14 protein-coding genes and 1 tRNA gene are annotated in these 21,005 nt (G+C 42.6%); 10 read left to right on the top strand and 5 right to left on the bottom strand.

From position 1 onward, the window contains the following. Nucleotides 1–10: 10 nt before the first annotated feature. Both R8806_RS05985 and R8806_RS05980 read right to left on the bottom strand, forming a co-directional pair. Complete coding sequence (locus R8806_RS05985; RefSeq protein WP_124318032.1) at nucleotides 11–2,782, bottom strand: TonB-dependent receptor; 2,772 nt, start codon at nucleotides 2,780–2,782, stop codon at nucleotides 11–13. 194 nt (nucleotides 2,783–2,976) lie between these two features. Then, nucleotides 2,977–3,765: a M48 family metallopeptidase gene (locus R8806_RS05980; protein ID WP_124318033.1), complete on the bottom strand. Its 789-nt coding sequence runs from the start codon at nucleotides 3,763–3,765 to the stop codon at nucleotides 2,977–2,979. 185 nt (nucleotides 3,766–3,950) lie between these two features. On the opposite strand from R8806_RS05980, the gene R8806_RS05975 reads away from it, so the two are divergent. Beyond that, a tRNA-Arg gene (locus R8806_RS05975) sits at nucleotides 3,951–4,023 on the top strand. Between the two features lie 70 nt (nucleotides 4,024–4,093). Here R8806_RS05975 and R8806_RS05970 read toward each other — a convergent pair. The 3 genes from R8806_RS05970 to R8806_RS05960 all read right to left on the bottom strand — a co-directional run bounded on the left by R8806_RS05970 (nucleotide 4,094) and on the right by R8806_RS05960 (nucleotide 6,288). Continuing rightward, nucleotides 4,094–4,744, bottom strand: a complete 651-nt coding sequence (locus R8806_RS05970; RefSeq protein ID WP_151411772.1) for a hypothetical protein — start codon at nucleotides 4,742–4,744, stop codon at nucleotides 4,094–4,096. Between the two features lie 573 nt (nucleotides 4,745–5,317). Next, nucleotides 5,318–5,623 carry an STAS-like domain-containing protein gene (locus tag R8806_RS05965; RefSeq protein WP_124318322.1) on the bottom strand — a complete coding sequence of 102 codons (306 nt, stop codon included), beginning with the start codon at nucleotides 5,621–5,623 and terminating at the stop codon, nucleotides 5,318–5,320. An 11-nt stretch (nucleotides 5,624–5,634) separates the two neighbouring features. Further along, nucleotides 5,635–6,288: an ATP-binding protein gene (locus R8806_RS05960; RefSeq protein ID WP_124318321.1), complete on the bottom strand. Its 654-nt coding sequence runs from the start codon at nucleotides 6,286–6,288 to the stop codon at nucleotides 5,635–5,637. 581 nt (nucleotides 6,289–6,869) lie between these two features. On the opposite strand from R8806_RS05960, the gene R8806_RS05955 reads away from it, so the two are divergent. The 9 genes from R8806_RS05955 (at nucleotide 6,870) to R8806_RS05915 (ending at nucleotide 20,905) form a co-directional block, all read left to right on the top strand. After that, nucleotides 6,870–7,970, top strand: a complete 1,101-nt coding sequence (locus R8806_RS05955) for an SIR2 family protein (protein ID WP_151411770.1) — start codon at nucleotides 6,870–6,872, stop codon at nucleotides 7,968–7,970. A gap of 162 nt (nucleotides 7,971–8,132) precedes the next feature. Then, nucleotides 8,133–9,413 (top strand): cysteate synthase, encoded by a 1,281-nt coding sequence (locus tag R8806_RS05950; RefSeq protein WP_124317595.1) that lies wholly within the window; start codon nucleotides 8,133–8,135, stop codon nucleotides 9,411–9,413. Nucleotides 9,414–9,520: 107 nt separating this feature from the next. Next, complete coding sequence (locus tag R8806_RS05945) at nucleotides 9,521–10,102, top strand: RNA polymerase sigma factor (protein WP_270593229.1); 582 nt, start codon at nucleotides 9,521–9,523, stop codon at nucleotides 10,100–10,102. 73 nt (nucleotides 10,103–10,175) lie between these two features. Further along, the gene (locus tag R8806_RS05940; RefSeq protein WP_124317596.1) at nucleotides 10,176–11,336 is read left to right on the top strand and encodes a FecR domain-containing protein; all 1,161 of its coding nucleotides are present in this window, start codon (nucleotides 10,176–10,178) and stop codon (nucleotides 11,334–11,336) included. 122 nt (nucleotides 11,337–11,458) lie between these two features. Beyond that, nucleotides 11,459–14,791, top strand: a complete 3,333-nt coding sequence (locus R8806_RS05935; RefSeq protein WP_229782925.1) for a SusC/RagA family TonB-linked outer membrane protein — start codon at nucleotides 11,459–11,461, stop codon at nucleotides 14,789–14,791. 28 nt (nucleotides 14,792–14,819) lie between these two features. Continuing rightward, the gene (locus R8806_RS05930) at nucleotides 14,820–16,226 is read left to right on the top strand and encodes a RagB/SusD family nutrient uptake outer membrane protein (RefSeq protein WP_124316584.1); all 1,407 of its coding nucleotides are present in this window, start codon (nucleotides 14,820–14,822) and stop codon (nucleotides 16,224–16,226) included. A 9-nt stretch (nucleotides 16,227–16,235) separates the two neighbouring features. Next, nucleotides 16,236–16,946: a DUF4843 domain-containing protein gene (locus R8806_RS05925; protein WP_124316583.1), complete on the top strand. Its 711-nt coding sequence runs from the start codon at nucleotides 16,236–16,238 to the stop codon at nucleotides 16,944–16,946. 33 nt (nucleotides 16,947–16,979) lie between these two features. Further along, nucleotides 16,980–18,455: a PKD-like family lipoprotein gene (locus R8806_RS05920; RefSeq protein WP_124316582.1), complete on the top strand. Its 1,476-nt coding sequence runs from the start codon at nucleotides 16,980–16,982 to the stop codon at nucleotides 18,453–18,455. A gap of 11 nt (nucleotides 18,456–18,466) precedes the next feature. Further along, nucleotides 18,467–20,905 (top strand): TlpA family protein disulfide reductase, encoded by a 2,439-nt coding sequence (locus R8806_RS05915; RefSeq protein ID WP_124316581.1) that lies wholly within the window; start codon nucleotides 18,467–18,469, stop codon nucleotides 20,903–20,905. The last annotated feature ends 100 nt before the right edge of the window (nucleotides 20,906–21,005 follow it).

The raw sequence follows: 21,005 nt of genomic DNA, 5'->3' as shown, positions 1-21,005 counted from the left end.
TATATTGGTGTTATAATTTGATGTTCAATTCCATGCCGAAATAGGGGACTGCTTTCCTTCTGATTTTCGCCCCGTTGGCCTCGTAGCTGGGATTGTAGTCCAGTATGTTGTTTACGAACAGGGAGAGTCCTATCTTTTGATTGAAATACTTGGTTGCCGAGAAATTGATGTTGATGGATACGGGAACCGTTGTCCGTTTGAAAGCGGCCTCGTTGTAGTTCACTACCAGATGCTGGCGTTCCATGTCGGTTTGATCGGCAGCCGTGTAATCGTGTTCTTCGCCTTTGATGTCCACGTACTTGATCGGTACCCCGTTCTTTCTCATGCTCTCCTGTGCGGTAAACCACATGCATTGTACCGAAGTGGCGAAATTCAGTCCGAGCTTTTGCAGGTACGTGTCGAACATGAAGTTCGTGTTGAATTGTTCCCGAATGTACCCGTCGTCGTCCAGATATAACCCGATGTATTTTAATTCTTTCCCATTCAATATCACGCTGGGTTTCCTGTACACCGGCTGGCTGTTGTGGTAGGTCGATTTGAACCATGCCCCGGTAACCGTGAGACGGGTGTGTATGGATTCAATACGGTTGGACGAGTATTGAAATTCAACTCCTTTTTTGATAATCATGCTACCGTTCGTGTTTCTCCCGTATGTGCTGATCACCGTGTCGTTCGTGTAAGTCAGGTCACTTAATTCCGGTGGCCCCTGTAATGAGGTGTGGTCAATGGTTGAGGCGTCATATTTTTTATACTGGAAAGACCGGTAGTAATTGGTTGTTCTGAAACCGTCAGTCATCTTCTCGTAGAAATAATTCACGGAGAACAGGTGTTTGTCATAATCGAAATCCAGACGTACTTCCCATTTCTTGTTACGGGCGGGTTCCAGATCGTAATTCGTCGGGTCAATAATGTAGGTCATCATGTTTAAACGCCGGAAGTCAGCGTTCGTGTGATAATAGTTCAATTGGGTCAGGTCGTAATAGATCTTCTCCGGGTAGAGTTGTGACATCACGGGCATTTTTCTTTGCCATCCGATCCCGCCGACAAGTTGGATGTTTAATTGTCGGTCGAAGAGAAACAGGGTCGGGAATTTCCATTGTGCGTTTACCCGGGGATCGAAGTATATTTTACCCTGCATCCGGTACTCCGCATCCAAGTTGAGCGGGGAGAAGGCACGTATACCCCCGGCCACGATCAGCCGATGCCGGTCGATAGGAATATCAATCCGGTCCTCGATGAAAAACGATAACAGGTGATCTGCCGGAATCTCGTCATACGGTCTGGGGCGATAGGAGGTCGAGGGATAAAGAGGCCGTGTCAGGTCGTACACCTGACCTTTCCCTAGGTTTTTACTCATTCGCCATTCAACTCCCGCTTTCAATTTATTCGTGGTGTTGAAAAGATCGAAGTGAAATTCACTCATCGTCTTCACGTAAGCATTGATGGGTTTGCCGTCCACTTTTAAATGTGCCGTATAGCGATACGGGAGAAAAATCCCGTCGTGTTCGCCTTCTTCCGTGTTGTCGGGAATGGGGGTGTCTTTATCCAGCGAGATAAATTTAGTCTGTTTGATTTTGTTGAGCGAGTAGTCCACGGCGGCGGTTAAGTTGACGTATTGCCAGTGCCGGGATTGGGTGAATACCCAGTTCAGCGTGTTTGACACGGACATCCGGTGGTAGCTGGATTTGTATTTGTCTATCTTTTTATAGCTGATGTCCGGATCGCTTTTCTCATCATCAATGGATTGCCCGTAGTCCAAGTCCAAATCCCATGATAATGACCGGGTGTTTGTTTTCCACACCCGTGCCATGTGGGTGGTTGCGGAGAGACGTTTGTAGTTTTCCAGATTGTTGCGGGGATCGATCTCTGCATCCAAGTAATCGAACCCGAAGTTGAATATCCATCCTTTGTTTGTCGCGAATCCTTTACCTAGGTACACGAGTTTACTTTCGGGGTCTGATTTTATGCGGGCTTCCCACGGATGGGCTCCCGCTTTTCGTTGGATTTTGATTACTCCGCTGGTCAGTTCACCGTATTCAACGGAAGGAATTCCCCGGATCACTTCCACGCTTTCGATGAAATCAGTTGACACCATACGCATATCAACCCCTTTGCCCGTGCTGTTCCGGTAGTAATCGTGATCGCTTTGACTGGCTCCCAGCACGTGTTGCATGTTGGCATCCGTGTTGATTGGTACCCCGTTGACAAGAAAAGCGGTACCTAATGATGAAATATCGTAATCGTCGCTGGAAACACCAACTTCCCGCAAACGGGCTTGGTTTACACCACCGAGGGCGGGATCTTTCGTTCTTCCGCCCGGCAGTAATGCCAGAATATCCGTGAAACTTGACGGTTGCAGGAGTTCCATGGCCTTGCGGTTAATCTTGGAAGAGGTTGTAAGGCCTCTGGATTCGGATGCGGTGACAATAATGTCTTTTAGCGTGATATTGTCCGGTTGCAAGGCGATTGCAATTGTCGTATCCCGGTGGATGGACAGGGATTGATGTATCGGGGTATATCCGATAAAAGAGATGCTAAGAGAGTAGGTCCCGGTTGGAACGTTTTTTATGCTGAAACTTCCTTTCGTATCACTGATCGCGTGAAGTTGCACGGAATCATTCTTTAATAATACGGTTGCGAATTCCAGTAATTCGTTCGTCTTGGCGTCTTTTATATTCCCTTGCAGGTGAAATTGTGTTTGACTTTGCGCTTGAATCGGTAGCGCGATAGATAGATAACCCAATAAACAAAGAATCTCGATAATCCCAAATCTGCATTTCATCACTTACTTCTTTTTGTCGATGCAAAGTTATAGGGTAGGATAATATGAATCCATCACCAAAAATAAGGATATTGGGGGTGCTTTTGGGGGAGAGGTGTCCCCGTTTATGGGGATAAAAAAAGAATGGGGCTGACTAAAAGTCACCCTCATTCTTTTGTTTATAAGTTTTATAAACCCAATGACTTTCTGGTATTTTATTTCTGTAATTTATCGGCTCTTTCTTTTAATCTTGCTGCACGAGCCTCGCTATCCGGGTGGGTAGAAAACATCTGTTGAATGCGAGAGGCTTTTTCTCCCCCGGTATTGGAGAGTTCTACCAGTTTGGTCAATGCTTTTGACATGGCGTAGGGGTCAACCTTTTGTTGAAGGCAGAAATCAAAAGCGTAATCATCAGCGGCGAATTCTTGCTTTTGTGAGAATTGTGCCCCCATGAAAGCCTCTGCCAACGCTCCCAGTTGGGAATCGGTCAATTTGGACGCTGTTTCACTTACCGCACCTGCCACGTTCTTGGCAGCCGAGCGAAGATAGGCATTTTTCATGGCGTGTTTAGTGTCTTGGTGTACCACGTGTCCGATCTCATGACCGATAACAGCCAACACCTCGTCATCAGTCATTAACTCCATTAATCCGGCAAAGATACGGATGCTCCCGTCCCCGCAGGCAAAAGCGTTGACATCGACAACTTCATATATAGCAAAATTCAGTTTCAGCCCTTCAATTTCGGGGAAGTTTGCCGTGATCTTGGCCAAGCGTTTACCTAATTCGCTATCCGGTGCCGCCACTTTATTATGTGTGTCCATCCATTGTATGTATTCTTGGCTCATGTTAGCAATGTCCTCGTCGGAAAGAGTGATTGCTCCGGCCGCGTCTTTCCCGGCTTGAATAGCTTTTTTCGTGTCGATTTTCATTTTGCCGATTTTTATTTGCGCTTGTAAAGTTAAGGTTCCGGCAAGTAATAATACGCACATGAATAGTTTTCTCATCGTTGTAGTGAATTTTAATGTTTGATTATTAATATTTCCTTATTGTCGTTATATGCTTATAATATAACGTACAAAAATAAGCATTTCCCTTGTATCTTCAACGAGAAAGAATTATTTAAAAATATTCTCGTAAGAAGTGAGCAAGTGAAGAAAATTATATTACCTTTGCATCGCTCAAATGAAAAGGACTCGTAGCTTAATGGATAGAGCACTTGGTTACGGCCCAAGAGGTTGTGGGTTCGACTCCCGCCGAGTTCACGAAAAGCAAATGAAAACCTTGTAAATCGACTGATTTGCAAGGTTTTTTCTTACGTCGACCGACGTGTTGTTAAATTCTTGCCTGTAAGAATCCGTCAATTATATGTTGTATTTCCATGACTTGATCACGGGATAAGTTATCTAAAAATTGATCGTTGATTTGTACGTCATATTCGATTGGAGGTGTAATGTTTACCTTTGTCAAGGTTTCGTTTTTCACGATCATTGGCATTTCTTTGATGATCTCTATTTTCTTTTGCGCCTCGTTTTCTTCCAGCAATAGGATATGACGATTATTCTTGCGTGTGGGTGCCGGCTTTATTTTTCGAGGTTTTATTTTCGGGATGGAGCATTGTATGTCTATTCCTTCAACTTGTTGCAGAAACGAGAGTATATTTAGGAACAAGTCTAGGAGTTGTAATGCGGATATATATTGTATGATTTCTCCAAACGTCGAAACGTTGTAACGCACGTTAAAGCTCCCGTTGTCAAAAATGGTTATCTTTTGGATTTTGGAGAATTGCCCCAAACCAGGACCTAGGTATATGCTCGCCGGGAAGGCTTCATCTTCTCGATCGAAGTACTCGTTTATGGTGTCGTGAAGAGATTTCAAATCTTCGGGTGATAGCCCGTGAATGGTTTTTCTCCCAAATTTTAAATAGTAACTTTGCCGGGGTTCATCTTGACTCTTGGTCATAGTGGAAATGTCATTACTTTTCATGGTAATTAATTTTTAATTATTATAAAATGACTTGTACCCTTGCGAAACATTAGCAAGTGGTGACTCAAGTTTGGAGGTAAATTATCCATGATGTGTTGTGTTAGTGGAGGCAGAAAAAAGACGGTTCCGCCTGTCCCGTTGCTCAACACCAAAGGCGTGTGAGGTGCATTAACACTCTCTACGGGGGTACGAAACCGCCGTATGAGGATAACGGGCATAAAAAATGCCTGTCATAAATTGGCAGGTTTCCCCGCCTTTGGTATGTTGAGCATTACAAATGTACAACTAATTTTTAGTAATGTGTTACGTGATTATCACAGGATTTGTAAAAAATAATATAATAATTTGTGTATAAGGTTGTTTGATGAGAAGTGAAGTCTTTTATAGAGCGATTGTCATGAGAAAGGGAGAGATAAAGAAAATAAGCTTATGGGGGGATAATTTTGTTTTAGTTTCTTCATTTCTCCCTTGCCGTATGGTATTGGATAAAATGAAGAAATTAGGAAATATTTTACAGAAAAGTCGAGGATATTATATTGGATTGCGACAGGATAGCTCTTGTTGAATATTGAATTAAACTCGTTTAACAGCTTTCATGGCGTTCAACCGGCGGCGGAATGCGATGGCTATATTCTTGCGTGCAAATTCATTTAATCCTCTGAAAGTGGTGCGTTGTTTTAACTCTTCCAAAGGCATAATAAGAAGAAGTTTGGCAAGACACTCATCTGCAAAGGAGTTGGATACGACGTTCACCCCGCTAAAATCCAGCACTACCTTATCATTTTCCTGCATAAGATCTAACAATTGGAAACGAACTTTTTCTCCCAGTTGTCGGGTACCTAAGTTCTCGTTTATCGTGACAAATTTGAATGTTATCATATTCCTTTATATTACCATAGTTGTTCCAGGTCATCAATTGGTGTAAACGTCTCGTTATACAAAGACTCACAATCTGTTCGGTTATCTACTATCTCGTTGGGATCAATCTCGCGGTTTGAGTGGATGTCAAAATAGACAATCGTACCTTGCCATGACGATGATGGATATACATGAGTCTCTTTACCATCATACACCAATATGTGACGACCCGAATGAATTTCCAATCGTATTCCCACGTTTTTTATAAGCCGAGACGTTGAATAAAGTCCGAATCCCATTCCTTTCCCATCAGTCACCGAGTCCTGAATACTTTTTTCTATAGCTTCCGGTTCCGAAAGTTGTGCATATAGTGGATTTTGTGCCAATGATTGCTGGATTCCCATCCCATCATCAGCTACCAATATCTGAATCATGGACTTGGTGGGGCTGTATAATGAAATGGCCGTACCACACGTCTTTCCTGAGTGGGTTAATACATTATCCAATACTTCGTAGAAGCAATAGCTTAATGCTTGCATTACACTCAGTTCTATATCGGGATAGTTCGTGAGTGATTTTACAATATCCGAGTATACATTATAAATATTCTCCGTATCGAATACTTCAATCAAGGGTTGTGCATTACAATCCTTAAAATAGTAATTTAAAAGACTATCTATATTCATTCTTTACGGGTTTAATTTATACCTATATTACAAAGGTAATTTATTTCTTCGATTTACTGAATGGTAATCGTTAAAGAATGATGTGTTTGTTTGTTAAATTTTCAATAATATAATTTTGATGGTTATCTGTGAAAAGTCTCTTGATCATGTATAAAAGTAATTTATTGGGTTTAATCGTATTGTTTCCGGAATAATGAAACAGGGAAAGTTGTTGTTACGTGAATCATACCTTATGCTAGGGACGATACGAGGCAATACATGGGGGTGGGTGTATTGATGGAGGCTTGTAGTTTGCCTGTTGCTTGTTGGCGTGGGAATATGGTCGATGTTATTTTTGCTTATTGTTTGTTAAAATGGCGGCTATGATCGGGCGACAATCGGGCGACAATCGGGCGATGGCGCCTAATTGCCGCCTAACAGTCAGGTAACGACCGGGTAACAGGCAGGGTTAAGGGTAGGGAAACCTTATTAAATCCCATGATTCCCGTGCTTGTAAAAAGAAAAGAAATTAAACCGGGATGTCATATTTTTGAAACTGATAAATGTTATTTTTGTGAAGATGTAAAAACAAAATGCGATAAATGGAGAAGACGGTTTATTTTTTGGGGTCGGGTTTTTCTAAGGAGGCCGGGGGATTGGTTCAGAACGAGATTATCAAGACTATTCTGGATGAAGATTTTACGCGGGGAAACGAGCGTCTGATCAAGGCCAAAGATAATTTTATTGGTTTTTTGAAGGAGGAATTGCATATTTACGAGGACCATTATTGCAACGTGCAGTTGGAAGATATTTTCACGCCGATTGATCGTTGTGTCTGGGACGGGCTTTCTATCGGGCGGTATAGTGCGCGGGGGTTGGTGGAACTGCGGGAGGAGTTCAACGCGCTGATGGGGGCTGCGGTAAATTACAGTTTTCAGAAAAATAGGGCTTGTTGTGATTATATCGACGAGTTTGCCGAGTATATTAATCAAGTTGCCCGGCGGCGCATGGAGGATGGAGTGGATCGGGTGTCGGTGATCACGACGAACTGGGACGTGATGTTCGACCATGCCTTGAAACGGGCCATCGAAAACGGGCATCCGGAGAAGTTGAGCGTGGTGGATTACTGTTGCTACGTGAGTTCGTGGGAGGCGAATGACGACACGATTAAACCGGGATTGCTTGCCGTGGGGTATGGGGGATACAATATTAAGTTGTTGAAGTTACACGGGTCAATGAACTGGTTTCAATGCCCCATGTGCCAGCGTATGTACGTGCGATTCGGCGAGGAAATCGAGATCATGAAGGCTGCCTATTGTCGGCATTGCCGGAAAAATTACGGGATGTCGGAGATTAACTCGATCAAGTTGCAGAGTAATTTGTTACTGCCGACTTATTTAAAAAACTTGAGTAATATCCAGATCAAGTTGGTGTGGCAGAATGCGGCGATCGAGCTGTCGGAGGCGATGAGAATCGTGTTTATCGGTTATTCTTTGCCTGCTGCCGATTTCGAGATCAGGCAGTTGCTGGCACGGATGATTCGTCCCGATGCGGAGATACAAGTTGTTCTTTATCCGAATACTCCGAACGTGGAGGCCGAAGCGGAGCGTTATCGTAATTTCTTCGGGAGCCGGATCTCTGAGCCGGACATCATGAGACTGACCGTGCCGGAATACGTGAAGAAACTAAAAACTAAAAGTTAAAAGATAAAAGTTGTGAAGAGCGGGAGCTTGGGAGATACTTGTTGCTTTTATCTTTTATTTTTTAACTTTTATCTTAAAAGTGGTATTTATACTCTATTATAGTAGGTCTGAATGCTTTATTTTTGTACATATAAAGAAATGTACAATTCAAGGAAAGAATTTATGACAAGTTATCATTTAGAGTCAGCATGTTGCGGGACTACTTTTGAGGATAAGGAGTGGGAGTTGGAATGTCCCCATAAGGATGGTGCGGCTTTGATCTATGCTAATTATGCAAAACGTCAATTTGAAGTGAGAAATGATCTGCCCGGTATTTACAGGTATGCTAACTGGATGCCTATTTGCCGGACGTTGGAAGGTTCCGGCGCTCCCGTGACTTATAAGAGCGAGGGGTTGGCTGAATATTTAGGGCTGTCTAATTTGTACATCACGTTTAATGGCTATTGGCCGGAACGGAATGCCATGATGAAAACCGGGTCGTTCAAGGAATGCGAGGCGTTTAGCGTGTGCGCTCGGACGAATGCTTTTAATGACAAGATCATGGTGGTGGCTTCTGCCGGTAATACGGCGCGGGCTTTCGGGCGTGTGTGTTCGGAGAATCATATCCCGTTGTTGTTGTGTATTCCGGAAGATAATTTGGAGGCAATTTGGGCGGACGGACCGTGGAATGATTGCGTGAAATTGGTTTGCTCGGCTTCCGGGTGTGATTATTTTGATGCGATTCATCTTTCTAATATTATATGCGAGATGGAGTTTTTCTACCCGGAGGGAGGGGCCAAGAACGTGGCTCGTCGTGACGGGATGGGAACGACGGTTTTGTCGGCTGTGGAGAAGATCGGGCGTATCCCGGATTACTATTTTCAGGCCGTGGGTAGCGGAACCGGGGCTATTGCCGCTTGGGAGGCAAATAAACGTTTTGTTGCTGACGGGCGTTTCGGTTCGCATTTGATGAAATTGATGGTTTCACAAAATGCTCCTTTCTCGTTGATGTACGACGCGTGGAAGGCGGGTTCTCGAGCCTTGTTGCCATTGGATGAGGATGTTGCCCGGGAACAGGTGAAAGAGATGTGTGCTAAGGTGTTGTCCAATCGTAAGCCGCCGTATTCTTTGAAAGGCGGATTGTATGATGCGTTGGTGGCAACGGGTGGTGATATGCTGTTGGTGACGAACGAGGAGGCGATGGAAGCACAGAAGTTATTCGAAAAATTGGAAGGAATTGATATAGAACCGGCGGCAGGGGTTGCCTTGGCCTCGTTGATGCAAGCTGTTAAAGAACAGCGAGTGGAGGAGGATGCCGTGATTATGTTGAATATCACGGGTGGCGGTGTGGCTCGTTACAAGAAAGAGTTTAACCCGGTGATGCAGAAACCTGATCTGGTATTTCCGGTAAACCCGGACCCGGAGATGGTGAAGGCGAAGGTGAGAGAATTGATCGGGAAATAATAGACGCTATAAAAGCCCCGTGACGGAAGTCACGGGGCTTTTCATTGTGATTTTTTTATTGAATCAGCGTGAAAAGATTCGATTTTTCATTATGTTTGTCTTGATAAATGGAAATTTGGATGACAATGGGCGTGTCGGATTTGGAGATATTAACAGCTTTTCAAAAGGATATGAACGAGGGGGGAAAATTACTCTTCCAACGTTATTATAAGCCTTTGGTGCTATTCTCCGGTTCAATGCTTGATGATTGCACTTTCCCGGAAGATATTGTACAGGAGGTGTTTTACCATTTTATCAAGAATAATGTTTATCGACAGTTGTCCCCGGAAGTCTTGAGTACTTATTTGTTTCGTTGCGTGAAAAACGCTTGTTTGAACAAGATTCGGGATCAGAGGGAATTTGCACAAGCGGAATTACTGCGGTATGATGCCGTGGAGGAAGAGGCGATGACTGTTTCACAGGAATTGATCGAGGCTATTCGGAAAGCGATCGAGGAGTTGCCGCAGAAGACTCGAATGGTGGTAATGGCTGTTGTCGTTGAAGGGAAAAAATACAAGGAGACGGCTGAGGAATTGGGTGTGTCCGTGAATACTGTGAAAACTTTATTGAGTGGTGGTTTGAAACAATTACGCCAACAATTTTCCGATACCCTTTTGCTATTTTTCATTTTGGAGAAAAATAATTTTTAAAAAACTTTCGAAAGTTATTCACCCATTTTTCAATTCTCGTGTTTGTCTTGTAAAATATGAATACAAATACGAGATGATAGATAAGAATGAAAAAGAGACACGAATCCGAGAGTATCTTTCGGGAGAATTAAGCGAGAAGGAAGAACGGGAGTTCAACGAGTGGCTTGTCGGGGACGTGGAGGCTCAACGAATTTTTAAGGAGAGGGTGAAACAGTATGATTTGATTCGTTGGGCAAAGCGGTGGGAATATATAGATGACGAGGTGGCTCGAAAACAGGTGGTGGGCCGGGTGCGTCGTTATCGCTTGAAGATAGGATTTGTAAGGTATGCTGCCGTGATTGCCGTGATACTGGTGTCCGGGGTAATGGTTTGGAATTGGAAATATCGGTCGGTGGAACCTGCCACTTTGGCCACCGTTTCTGTTCCCTTGACCAATGTACCGATTCTGAAATTGGCTGATGGAGAAGAGATCCCGATTTCCTCTCGAAACACGGAGATTATTCGTTCATCCCGGAGGGTTGATATCCAACTGGTTGATTCGGGGAGATTGGAATACGTGGCAAAATCGGATTCGATGGTCGGGCAGGTGGAATACAATACTCTCGTTATTCCCCGGGGGTGCGAGTTTAATCTCGTCTTGGCAGATGGGAGTCGGGTGTGGTTGAATGCGGGGAGTTCGTTGAAATATCCTGAAACATTTTCGAATAGTGAACGACGGGTTTATTTGGAAGGAGAGGCTTATTTCGAGGTGGAACATGATGGGAATGCCCCTTTTATCGTGAACACGAGGTCCATGGATTTGCGCGTACTTGGGACGAGTTTTAATATAAAGGCTTATGATGACGAAAACACGGTTATTACCACTCTCGTGTCCGGGAAAATCCGACAGGAATTCCCGGAAGTGGGTAAGGATGTTACGTTGACCCCTTCACGTCAATCGATATTCGACCGTGTTACCGGAAAGTTAGAAACGAAACAAACCGATGTACAAGCAGCCCTCGCTTGGAAAGAAGGTAAAATTATTGCGAATAACGAACGTTTGGAAGATATTTTCCGGCAATTATCCCGTTGGTATGATTTTAAGGTGGTATACACTCAGCCCTCACTGAAAGATGTCCGCTTTTATCTTCATTCCAACCGGTATGCGGAAGTACATACAATTCTGGAATATCTCCAAACAACGAAAGGGATTCATTTCACTTATGCTGAAAAAACAATTTACGTGAGTCAATAAAATAAGGAGATGCCCTCACATCCCCTTACCTGTTAGCCCCTCAGCTAACACTGTATTAATTTAATAATAAGCTAAACAAAGTTATGAGAAAAAAACGGAAATTTCAACAAACGTTGAGAAAAATGAAATTACTTGCATTTTTTATGCTTTTGGGTTTTTGTGCCTGTCACGCTACCATTAGCGCTCAGGAGGCTCGTATCGACTTGAAAATGTCTGATGCGACGTTAAGTCAAGTGTTCAGAAATATAGAACAGTTGACAGAATATATGTTTATCTATAAATCCGAAGACGTGCAATCTATCCAGCATATCAACGTGGATGTACGTCAAACTATGGTGCGGGATGTTCTGGAGAAATGTCTGGAAAATACCGGGTTGTCATTTTTGTTTAAGGAGAACGTGATTATTATTCAAAAAAAGACTACCGATCAAGAGAAGAAAGAGAACCGGATTACGGGTAAGGTGACGGATGAAAAGAAGGAACCTTTACCGGGCGTGACCGTGATTATCAAAGGCACGAAGTTAGGCACCGTGACGGACGTGGACGGGAAGTATACGTTGGCGGTTCCGGTAGGAAATAATGCCCTAGTGTTTTCAATGATTGGGATGAAACAAAAAGAAGAGGTGATTGGAAAACGTACACAGATTGATGTGGTGATGGAGGAGGAGATAAGTGAGTTAGAGGACGTCGTGGTTACCGGGTACTATACGCAGGCAAAAAATAGTTTTACCGGGGCTGCCCGGACCATCACGGCAGAGGAGTTGCAGATGGGGGGAAATCAAAATATCCTGACAGCTTTACAAAATGTTGATCCTTCTTTCATGAAAATAGATAATAATCTGGCCGGTTCGAACCCGAACGTGGTTCCTGAATTCCAGATCCGGGGAGCCGGGAGTATTTCCGGGATCGAGAGTGAATACGAGGGAAACCCGAACACGCCGGTATTTATCGTTGACGGGTTCGAAACGACGGCAGAGAAGGTGTATGACATGGACCCTTACCGGGTGGCATCTATTACATTGTTGAAGGATGCGGCAGCAACGGCAATTTACGGATCGCGAGCCTCCAATGGAGTCGTGGTTATCACGACCAATGCCCCGGCGAACGGTAAGATGCAGGTGAGTTATAATGTAGATGCCTCGTTTTATATTGCCGATTTGAGTGATTATAACGTGTGTAATGCGGTCGAGAAGTTAGAAATTGAAAAGTTAGCGGGGATGTACACGTCTAAGTCTGTGAATCAACAACTCACGTTGAATAAGTGGTATAACGAGAAGTTGGCGAATATCGAGAGGGGGTATGACACGTACTGGTTGGATAAGCCGTTGGATGCCGTGGCCGTGGCTAATAAACATTCATTACGTTTGGATGGCGGTAATGACAATATCCGGTATGGAATTGAACTGGGGTATAGTAATACACCGGGAGTAATGAAAGAATCCGGTCGTCGTCGTTTGGCTTTGGGAATGGAGTTACAGTATATTTATAAGAATCTGACTTTTAGGAATAATTTGACTTATTCGAATGTAAAGGCGATAAATTCTCCTTATGGCTCGTTTAGTGTTTACACGAAACGTAATCCTTACGTACGGTATAAGGATGATGATGGTAACTATATTTATAAAGTTGATGAATATGTTCCGATCGGTGGTGGCGGATTAGGGAAAGATTACTATAATCCGTTGTATAATACGACATTGAATACGACAGATGAGGAGAAATACAATGACGTGACGAATAATTTCGGGGTGGATTGGAGTATTATGGATGGATTGCGGTTAAAAGGGAGTTTTTCGTTTACACATCAAAATACATATAAGGATAATTTTAAGCCAGCCAAGCATACGGATTTTGCGGATTATGAGGACGATGATTTTGATCGTCGGGGATCTTATGTTGGAAGTCGCGGGGAGAATTACAGTTACGATGCCAGTTTGGTAATGACCTATTTTTATCAATTGGAAAAGCATGTGATTAATGCTAATTTAGGTTGGAATCTTCAGGAGAGTGTGACAAGGGAATTTACGGTAAAGACGGAAGGATTTCCGAATGAAAATTTGGATTATATCAGTTTTGCAACACAATACGAGAAAGACGGTTCTCCGGCTGGAGACGAATATACTTCTCGTTTAGTAGGTTTTTTGGGTAATTTGAATTACAGTTATGATGAACGTTATTTGTTGGATCTTTCTTTTCGTGAAGATGCATCTTCTCGTTTTGGTTCTGACAAGCGATGGGCTCCATTTTGGTCTGTGGGTTTAGGTTGGAATTTGCATAACGAGGGATTTCTGAAAAACGTGACTTTTATCAATCGGTTGAAGATTCGCGGTTCATACGGTTTGACAGGTAGCCAGAATTACAATCCTTATCAGGCGATGACGACTTATAAGTATTTGACGGGAGAGCGTTATCACCATACGGTGGGAGCCGAAGTGATGGCTTTGGGAAACGAAAAATTAGGGTGGCAGCGCACGTTGCAACAAAATTATGGAGTGGATATTGATTTGTGGGATGAACGGATTAATTTCACGGGTAACTATTACATAAAATTATCCAAAGATGTGTTGACTACTGTGACTTTACCGCCTTCTTTGGGTTTCAATTCGTATATGGATAACTTGGGCGAGGTGAAGAATTACGGGTACGAGTTGAATCTGCGCGTGGCGTTGGTGAAAAATCTTTCCAAGCAATTATATTGGAGTGTGAACGCAACAGCCTTACATAACAAGAATAAGCTACTGAAGATTTCGAATGCTTTACGTGCGTATAATGACAATCAGGATGAAGACACGATGTCCGGATCTAAAAGTAAAGAGTCAAATCGTCCTAAAGTTCGTTATGTTGAAGGGAAATCCATGAATTCTATTTGGGTAAATCAGTCATTGGGAGTGGACCCGGCAACAGGAAACGAGTTGTTTCAGGCTGTGAATGGAGATATCGTGACAACTTGGAGTACGGATAATTATGTAATTGGGGGATGTACGGATTCAGATTTGGAAGGTACGTTCGGGACAAATTTGGCGTGGAAAGGACTTCAGTTGAATGTCATTTTCCGTTACAGTTATGGAGGACAAATTTACAATCAGACGTTAGTGGATAAAGTGCAGGATGCGGCTTTGCGGGAGAATGTTGATCGACGTGTATTTGAGGAACGTTGGCAGAAACCGGGTGACCGGGTGATGTTTACGAAACTTATCGGTGGTGCTACCGCAAATGCGACAAGTGTGACCAAACCGACATCCCGTTTTATCGAGGATAATAATTGGTTGGAGTTGTCCACCTTGAATTTGTCGTATGAATTTAAAATGCCTTGGATGAAGAAAATCGGATTAAAGCGATTGAAAGCCTTATTCTATATGAACGATGTGTTCCGGGTTTCGACAGTGAAACAGGAAAGAGGTATTGATTATCCGTTTGCCCGTAATTTTAGTATTGGTTTACAAGCCCGGTTTTAATTATTTATGAAATAAATAGGTCAGAATTATGAAATATAGAATTGTAAAATACATTGGGTTGGCAGGAGTCCTTTTGTTGGGTGGTTGCAGTGATTGGTTGGATGTGGACCCGAAATCACAAATAAAACAGGAAGCTTTGTTTGAGTCAGAAGCGGGCTTTCGGGATGCATTGACCGGTATATATACGGTTATGGCGAGAACGGAAATGTATGGTGGGAATGAGACGATGGGTTTTTTAGATATGGTAGGGCAGGTGTATACGGATGTGTCAATTAATTATGAGGATGCTCTCAAGTATGATTATGAGTCAACTAAGGTTGAAGAATGTATTGATGCTATCTGGCGGGGAAATTATAATGCGATAGCGAATTGTAATCATATTCTTGCTAATGTCGATGAAAAGAGAGGTGTTTTTAGTAGCGGTGTGTATGAGACCGTGAAGGCGGAGGCTATGGCATTACGGGGATTCTTGCATTTTGATGTGTTACGAGGGTTTGCTCCATCGTATTTGAGGGGGGCTAATGTGGCTGCAATTCCTTATGTAGAAGAGGTGACCAATAAACCAATAGCCCAATTGACTGTAGCAGAGGTGATCGATAAGGTGATTGATGATGTGGAGGCTGCACGAAAATTGATCAAGGAGGTAGATCCGATCGGGCCATCATTTGATTCGTATACAGAGAAAGGTTACGAGACAGAGGATTATATTCAGGGAGATGGTTTTTGGCTGTATCGGAAATCCCATTTGAATTATTACGGAATGACGGCCTTGCTAGCACGTGTATATTTATACAAAGGCGACAAAACGAAAGCTTTGGAATGTGCAAAGGAAGTTATTGATGGGGAAAAGTTTACTTTGTTGGAGGAATCTCAGTTGGGGGATGGTAATACATGGGGAAGTTTGTGTAGTGAAAATGAATACATATCTTCTTTGTATGTGTATGATATGGAAGAGGGGCGTTCGGATGTGTATTTTGGAGAAGAGAGTACCGTACAATGTCATATTTCTGATACTCGCCGGGCCAGTGTGTTTGGAACTCCCGGCGTGGATATAGATTGGCGGAACCAGAACACGTTTTTTTTGAAAACCGGGGAAGCTAAAACATATATTGGTAAATACCGGGGCGTGAACAGGATTCCTTTATTGAAATTGTCGGAGATGTACTTGATTGCCGCGGAGGCTTCAGGTGATAAAGGTTATTTACAAACCTTGCGTGATCATCGAGGATATGTGAATTATCCGTTGGAGGAGAATTGTGATCTAGCCGCGGAAATCGAGGCCGAGTATCGGAAAGAGTTTATGGCAGAAGGACAATTGTTTTATTATTATAAGCGGCTTGATTATAATACTTTGCCCGATATGGGTGTTGTGATGACCGGTAATTACGTGTTCCCGATGCCGGATGATGAAATGGAGTTTGGTGATATTAAATAAAGCGGAATTATGAAAAAATTATATTATATTTTCTTGTTGTTGATAGCTTTTGGAAGTTGTAAGGATAATGCTGACTATCCTTTTACAGGAAAGGATGCTGTTTATTTCCAGTTGCAGACGGAAAGTTATTATTGGACGAAGACATTGGACAGTATCGTTTATTCTTTTGCGGGTAAGGGTGTTGATCAGGATACGTTGTGGGTTCGGGTAAATTTGGCCGGGGAGGCCGCACCTGAAGGGCGTCCGGTGATTGTCGTGGTGGATGAGGAAAAGACGACAGCGGAAGTGGGTTTACATTATGAGGCCTTGCAAGCAGAGTACGAGTTGCCCCGTGATTCGGTATACGTGAATATTCCCGTGGTTATTTATAATAAGGATGAGGCTTTGGAAAACAAACAAGTTGTCATTGCGCTTGCCTTGAAACCTTCGGAAACACTGGAATTGGGAATTACCGAGCGGTTGAGTTGCAGGTTACTTGTTTCTAATATGTTGGGCAAGCCGATTTACTGGGAGCAGACAATCAAGTATGATTTCGGCGATTATTCCCGGCGGAAACACGAGTTGTGTATGATTGAATTGAAACGGGATTTCCCGGTAGAAGCGAGCGAGTATTCCAATGAGCGCACGATGTGGCAAGTGTATGGAGCCTATATGAGTGATTATTTCGAGGAAAACTACCCGATCAGGGATGAGAACAACGCTATTATAGAACCTTGGTGATTTATTGTGTAACTTAGTAAATGAAAAGCATAAATGAAAAAAATATATTGTTTGTTAGGGTTTATTGTCTGTGCCTTTTATGCCTGTTTGGAGGATAAGGGGAATGATATATACAGGGAATTAAACGATGTTACTATCGAAAGGATGAAAGATACGACGGTGGAACAATTTACACATTTGCAGATTACACCGGAGATTGCTGTAAGTGATGGAAATTTCAACCCGGAAAATTATACTTACTTGTGGCATATGTATATTACTTACGGTTCTGGCAATCCCACGAAGTCGGATACTCTATCTTTTGAGAAGGACTTAGATGTGGAAGTTACAAGTATACCGGAGGAATACACGCTCGTTTTCGAGATGACGGATAAAAAAACGGGAATACAGTATGTTCCTGATCGGTTGACACAGGTTACGGTAGTCAATTCCTATTCAAAAGGGATGATGGCGTTGAGTAACGTGAACGGGGAGGCTAACGTGACTTTCGTGAATGTTGTCGGTTCGGTGGTAGAGGATGCCTACCAGAAGGTAAACGGGGAAGTAGCCGGCAAAAAACCGACCGGGGTTCGTTATATAACAAGTATGATTGCTGGAGCGGAAAAGATGGTGGTGATTATGACGGATGATGAGCGAGGTGGAGTAGTGGTTAAACCTTTGGATATGTCGTATGTAATGGATTTTAAAGATATGTTTTATTTCCAACCGGAGATTGTTAAACCACAGTCTTTTGGTACGCATAGTGTTACTTTATATGAATATGTGAACAATAATGGACTTCTTTACCGGAGAGAGAATCGGGCAAACGGTTATCCGAAGTACGGGGTTGCCGTGAAAGGAGACTACGAGAAAATAGCCCCGTTTGATTTCTTTTTTTCTATGGTTAATTACAGGGCTTATTTTTATGATCAGGGGAAAGAGCGCTTTATTTCCATGAAATGTCCTTTGCAATGGGATGAAATTATCACTTTACCGGATGATCTGACGGGAGAGTTTAATCCTAATAGCGTGGGGATGCAGATGGTGTGGGGAGGATTGTTTGGTAACGAGTATTCTATGAGTAGCGGACGAGCTGTCATGGTTGATGATTCGGGCGAACATTACATGCTTTCTTTTGAGGTGGGTAAAGATAAGGACGGTAATCCTCAGTTTTCTCCGAAAAAGAAGAGGCAGTTGTCTCATCCGGGAGGTAAGGAGGCTCATACTTTTACGACTTCCCAGAAAGCAAATTTCCTATATTATGGTTATGCCGGAAAGATAGCTTGTGTTAGTTTTGATACGGGGAATTTGTTAATGGAGTATGAAGTTGGAGGAGGAAATGTTGACTATATCGAATGTGATCAGGTTGGAAATACCAACCAGATGTGGGTTGGTGTCAGTGATGGTTCAGGTGCAAAGAACTCGGGTTCTATCGTGGTGCTGGAGATGAGTACGGATGGTTCGTTAAAAGAAGTTGCCCGTTATAAAAATGTTTGTGGGAAAGTAGTCGATTTCGAATATAAAAAATAACGATTGAAAAGATGAAAATTAGATTGATATTATGGGCCGCACTTTTGTGCGGTACCATCTTTCGTGCAAATGCTCAAGGAGTGGAATTTCGTGATCTGACTTTCCGGCAGGCTTTGGAACAAGCCCAAAAAGAGGGAAAGTTAGTGTTCATGGATTGTTATACCAGTTGGTGTGGACCTTGTAAAAATATGTTGAACAATGTGTTTACATTAGCTGAGGCTGGGGAGTTTATGAATGAAGAATTTGTGTGTGTGAAATACGATATGGAAAAGGGTGAAGGAATAGAACTCGGAAAACGTTTTGAAGTGCGTGCTTTTCCAACTTTCTTCATATTACGACCGGATGGTACGGTACAACATAAATTAGTGGGTGGCAGCCAATGGGAGCGATTCCGGATGCGTGTGGAGAGAGGCTTAAATGAAAAGACTTCATTGCTCTACTTGGAGGGGCGTAATCAAGCGGGCAAATTGTCCACAAAAGAATATGCCGCCTATGTAAATGCATTGAGAGATGCTTCACGCGATAAAGAAATTGAAACTTTTTGTCAGGAAGCGTTTGGTAAATTGAATGATAAGGTGAAATGTCGCAGGGAGAACTGGTATCTTTTTGAACAAGAGATGTTGCCGAATGATGAACGGTTTATTTATTTGGTAGAAAATAAGTCGGATTTTGATAAAAATATTGGAGGTACAATTGTAGATGAACGGATTTGTTCCGTGTATTCGGATGCGTTGAATCGTTTACATAGTGATAAAGGGAATACGTGGGTTGAAATGTGTGGATTGATAAAAAGACAATCGGAAAAGATCGAGTTTGATGGAAAAGATAAGATTAGTTGCCTGTTGGAGTATATTGTTGCTTTGAAGGCCCGGGATGTCGAGAACGTGTTGCAATGTTTGGAGAAAAATAAGGAGAATTTGCCGACTTATGTTGAGTTTGATATGCTCGGAGGCTTAAATTTTATCGTGGATCTTGGCGATAACAGTCAAGTTGAACATTATATTCAGTTAGGGCGAGAGGCTGAGAATAAGGCTGGAACTCCACAATTGAAAGAGCTTATAAAAAGAGCTTTCGATAAATTACAAGATGAGTTGACAGATCGTACTACTTATGTCGAATTGAAAGGAAAGGTGACGAAGGATAAAATGGAGAATGTAAATCTGTATGAGGTGGTGGATGGTAAGGAACGTTTGGTGGCAACAACTCATATTAGTGAAGATGGGCATTATGGTTTTTCTTTTCAACCTGCATATCAGGGATTTTATACCGTGGGAGGAGAGAAAATTTTAGATCGTGTACGTTTGTATCTGGAGCCGGGTGATCGGGCCGAGGTAAACATCTTAGAAGATACGCTGATGATAACTGACCGTAATACTCCAGAAAATCTTTTACTGGCTCGTTGGGAATCAATGATGATACCTGTGAGGAAAAGATTGGATGATATGAAATATGTTTTATTCGATTACAGGGATTTTTACCCTTATTTTGAGGCTTTTTTACCACAGGCGGAAAAGTTTAAGGACGAAATCACTCTTCGGGATGCGACTTTTGCGGCTTTAGTTAAGCAAACTGTTGATTACGATTTGGATTATGCTGCGTTTAGAATATTGAATGCTTTAAAAGCGACGAAAGAAGTTTATATGCGTGATGGTAGACCGACACATATACCAAGTCGTCCGACTCCAGCAGATTATCCGGAATATTATAAAACAATCGTGGAAAAAGGAAAGTTATCGGATGCTTCTATATTAAGACAACCTTATGGCTACGATTATTTACAACGTTATACAACTTTTGCTTGTGGTGGTGAAAAAGAACGGATTGCTTTGGAGGATCGTTTGGAATGGTTGTCAAGTGATCCGTTGAAAGCTGAAATGATTCTTTGGGAGATGGAAAAGTGTAGGAAGTATGAAGATTATATCAAGCTTTTGGATATATACGGGAACTATTTGACAACAGTTAATCATCAACAACGATTAGATGCTGTTTCGGCTAAATTATACAAGGGTGCTGCCGGAAAATTAGCATCTGATTTTACCTACCCGGATCGGAATGGGAAACTGGTTTCCTTGTCGGATTTTCGAGGAAAAGTAGTTGTCGTGGATGTTTGGGCTACATGGTGTGGGCCTTGTCGGGCAGAAATTCCACATTTGCTTAAACTAGAAAAGGAGATGAGGGGAAAAGACGTGGTCTTTATCGGTGTATCTGTCGACGAACAGAAAGACTATAAGAAATGGTTGGAGGCATTGGAACAGGAAGGATTGGAAGGTATCCAGTTGTTTGCTAATGGTGAGAACAAGCAAGGTCGGGATAAAATAATGAATGATTATAAAATTAAAGGGATACCTCGGTTTATGGTATTTGACAAAAAAGGAAAGGTCGTTACGATTAATTCGCCCCGTCCCTCAAGCCCGGAGCTGAAGAGCTTGTTGCAAAAGTTGTTGAAATAAAAAGAACTCCAAGGACAAGGAAATAATAAAATATATTAAAAACCCCGTAACGAAAGTTGCGGGGTTTTTCGTACCTTTGAAACTCGAATATTTTCAAAGA

It is taken from the genome of Butyricimonas faecihominis (genome assembly GCF_033096445.1).
Taxonomy (GTDB): domain Bacteria; phylum Bacteroidota; class Bacteroidia; order Bacteroidales; family Marinifilaceae; genus Butyricimonas; species Butyricimonas faecihominis.
This window is presented reverse-complemented; position numbering and strand designations above follow the sequence as displayed.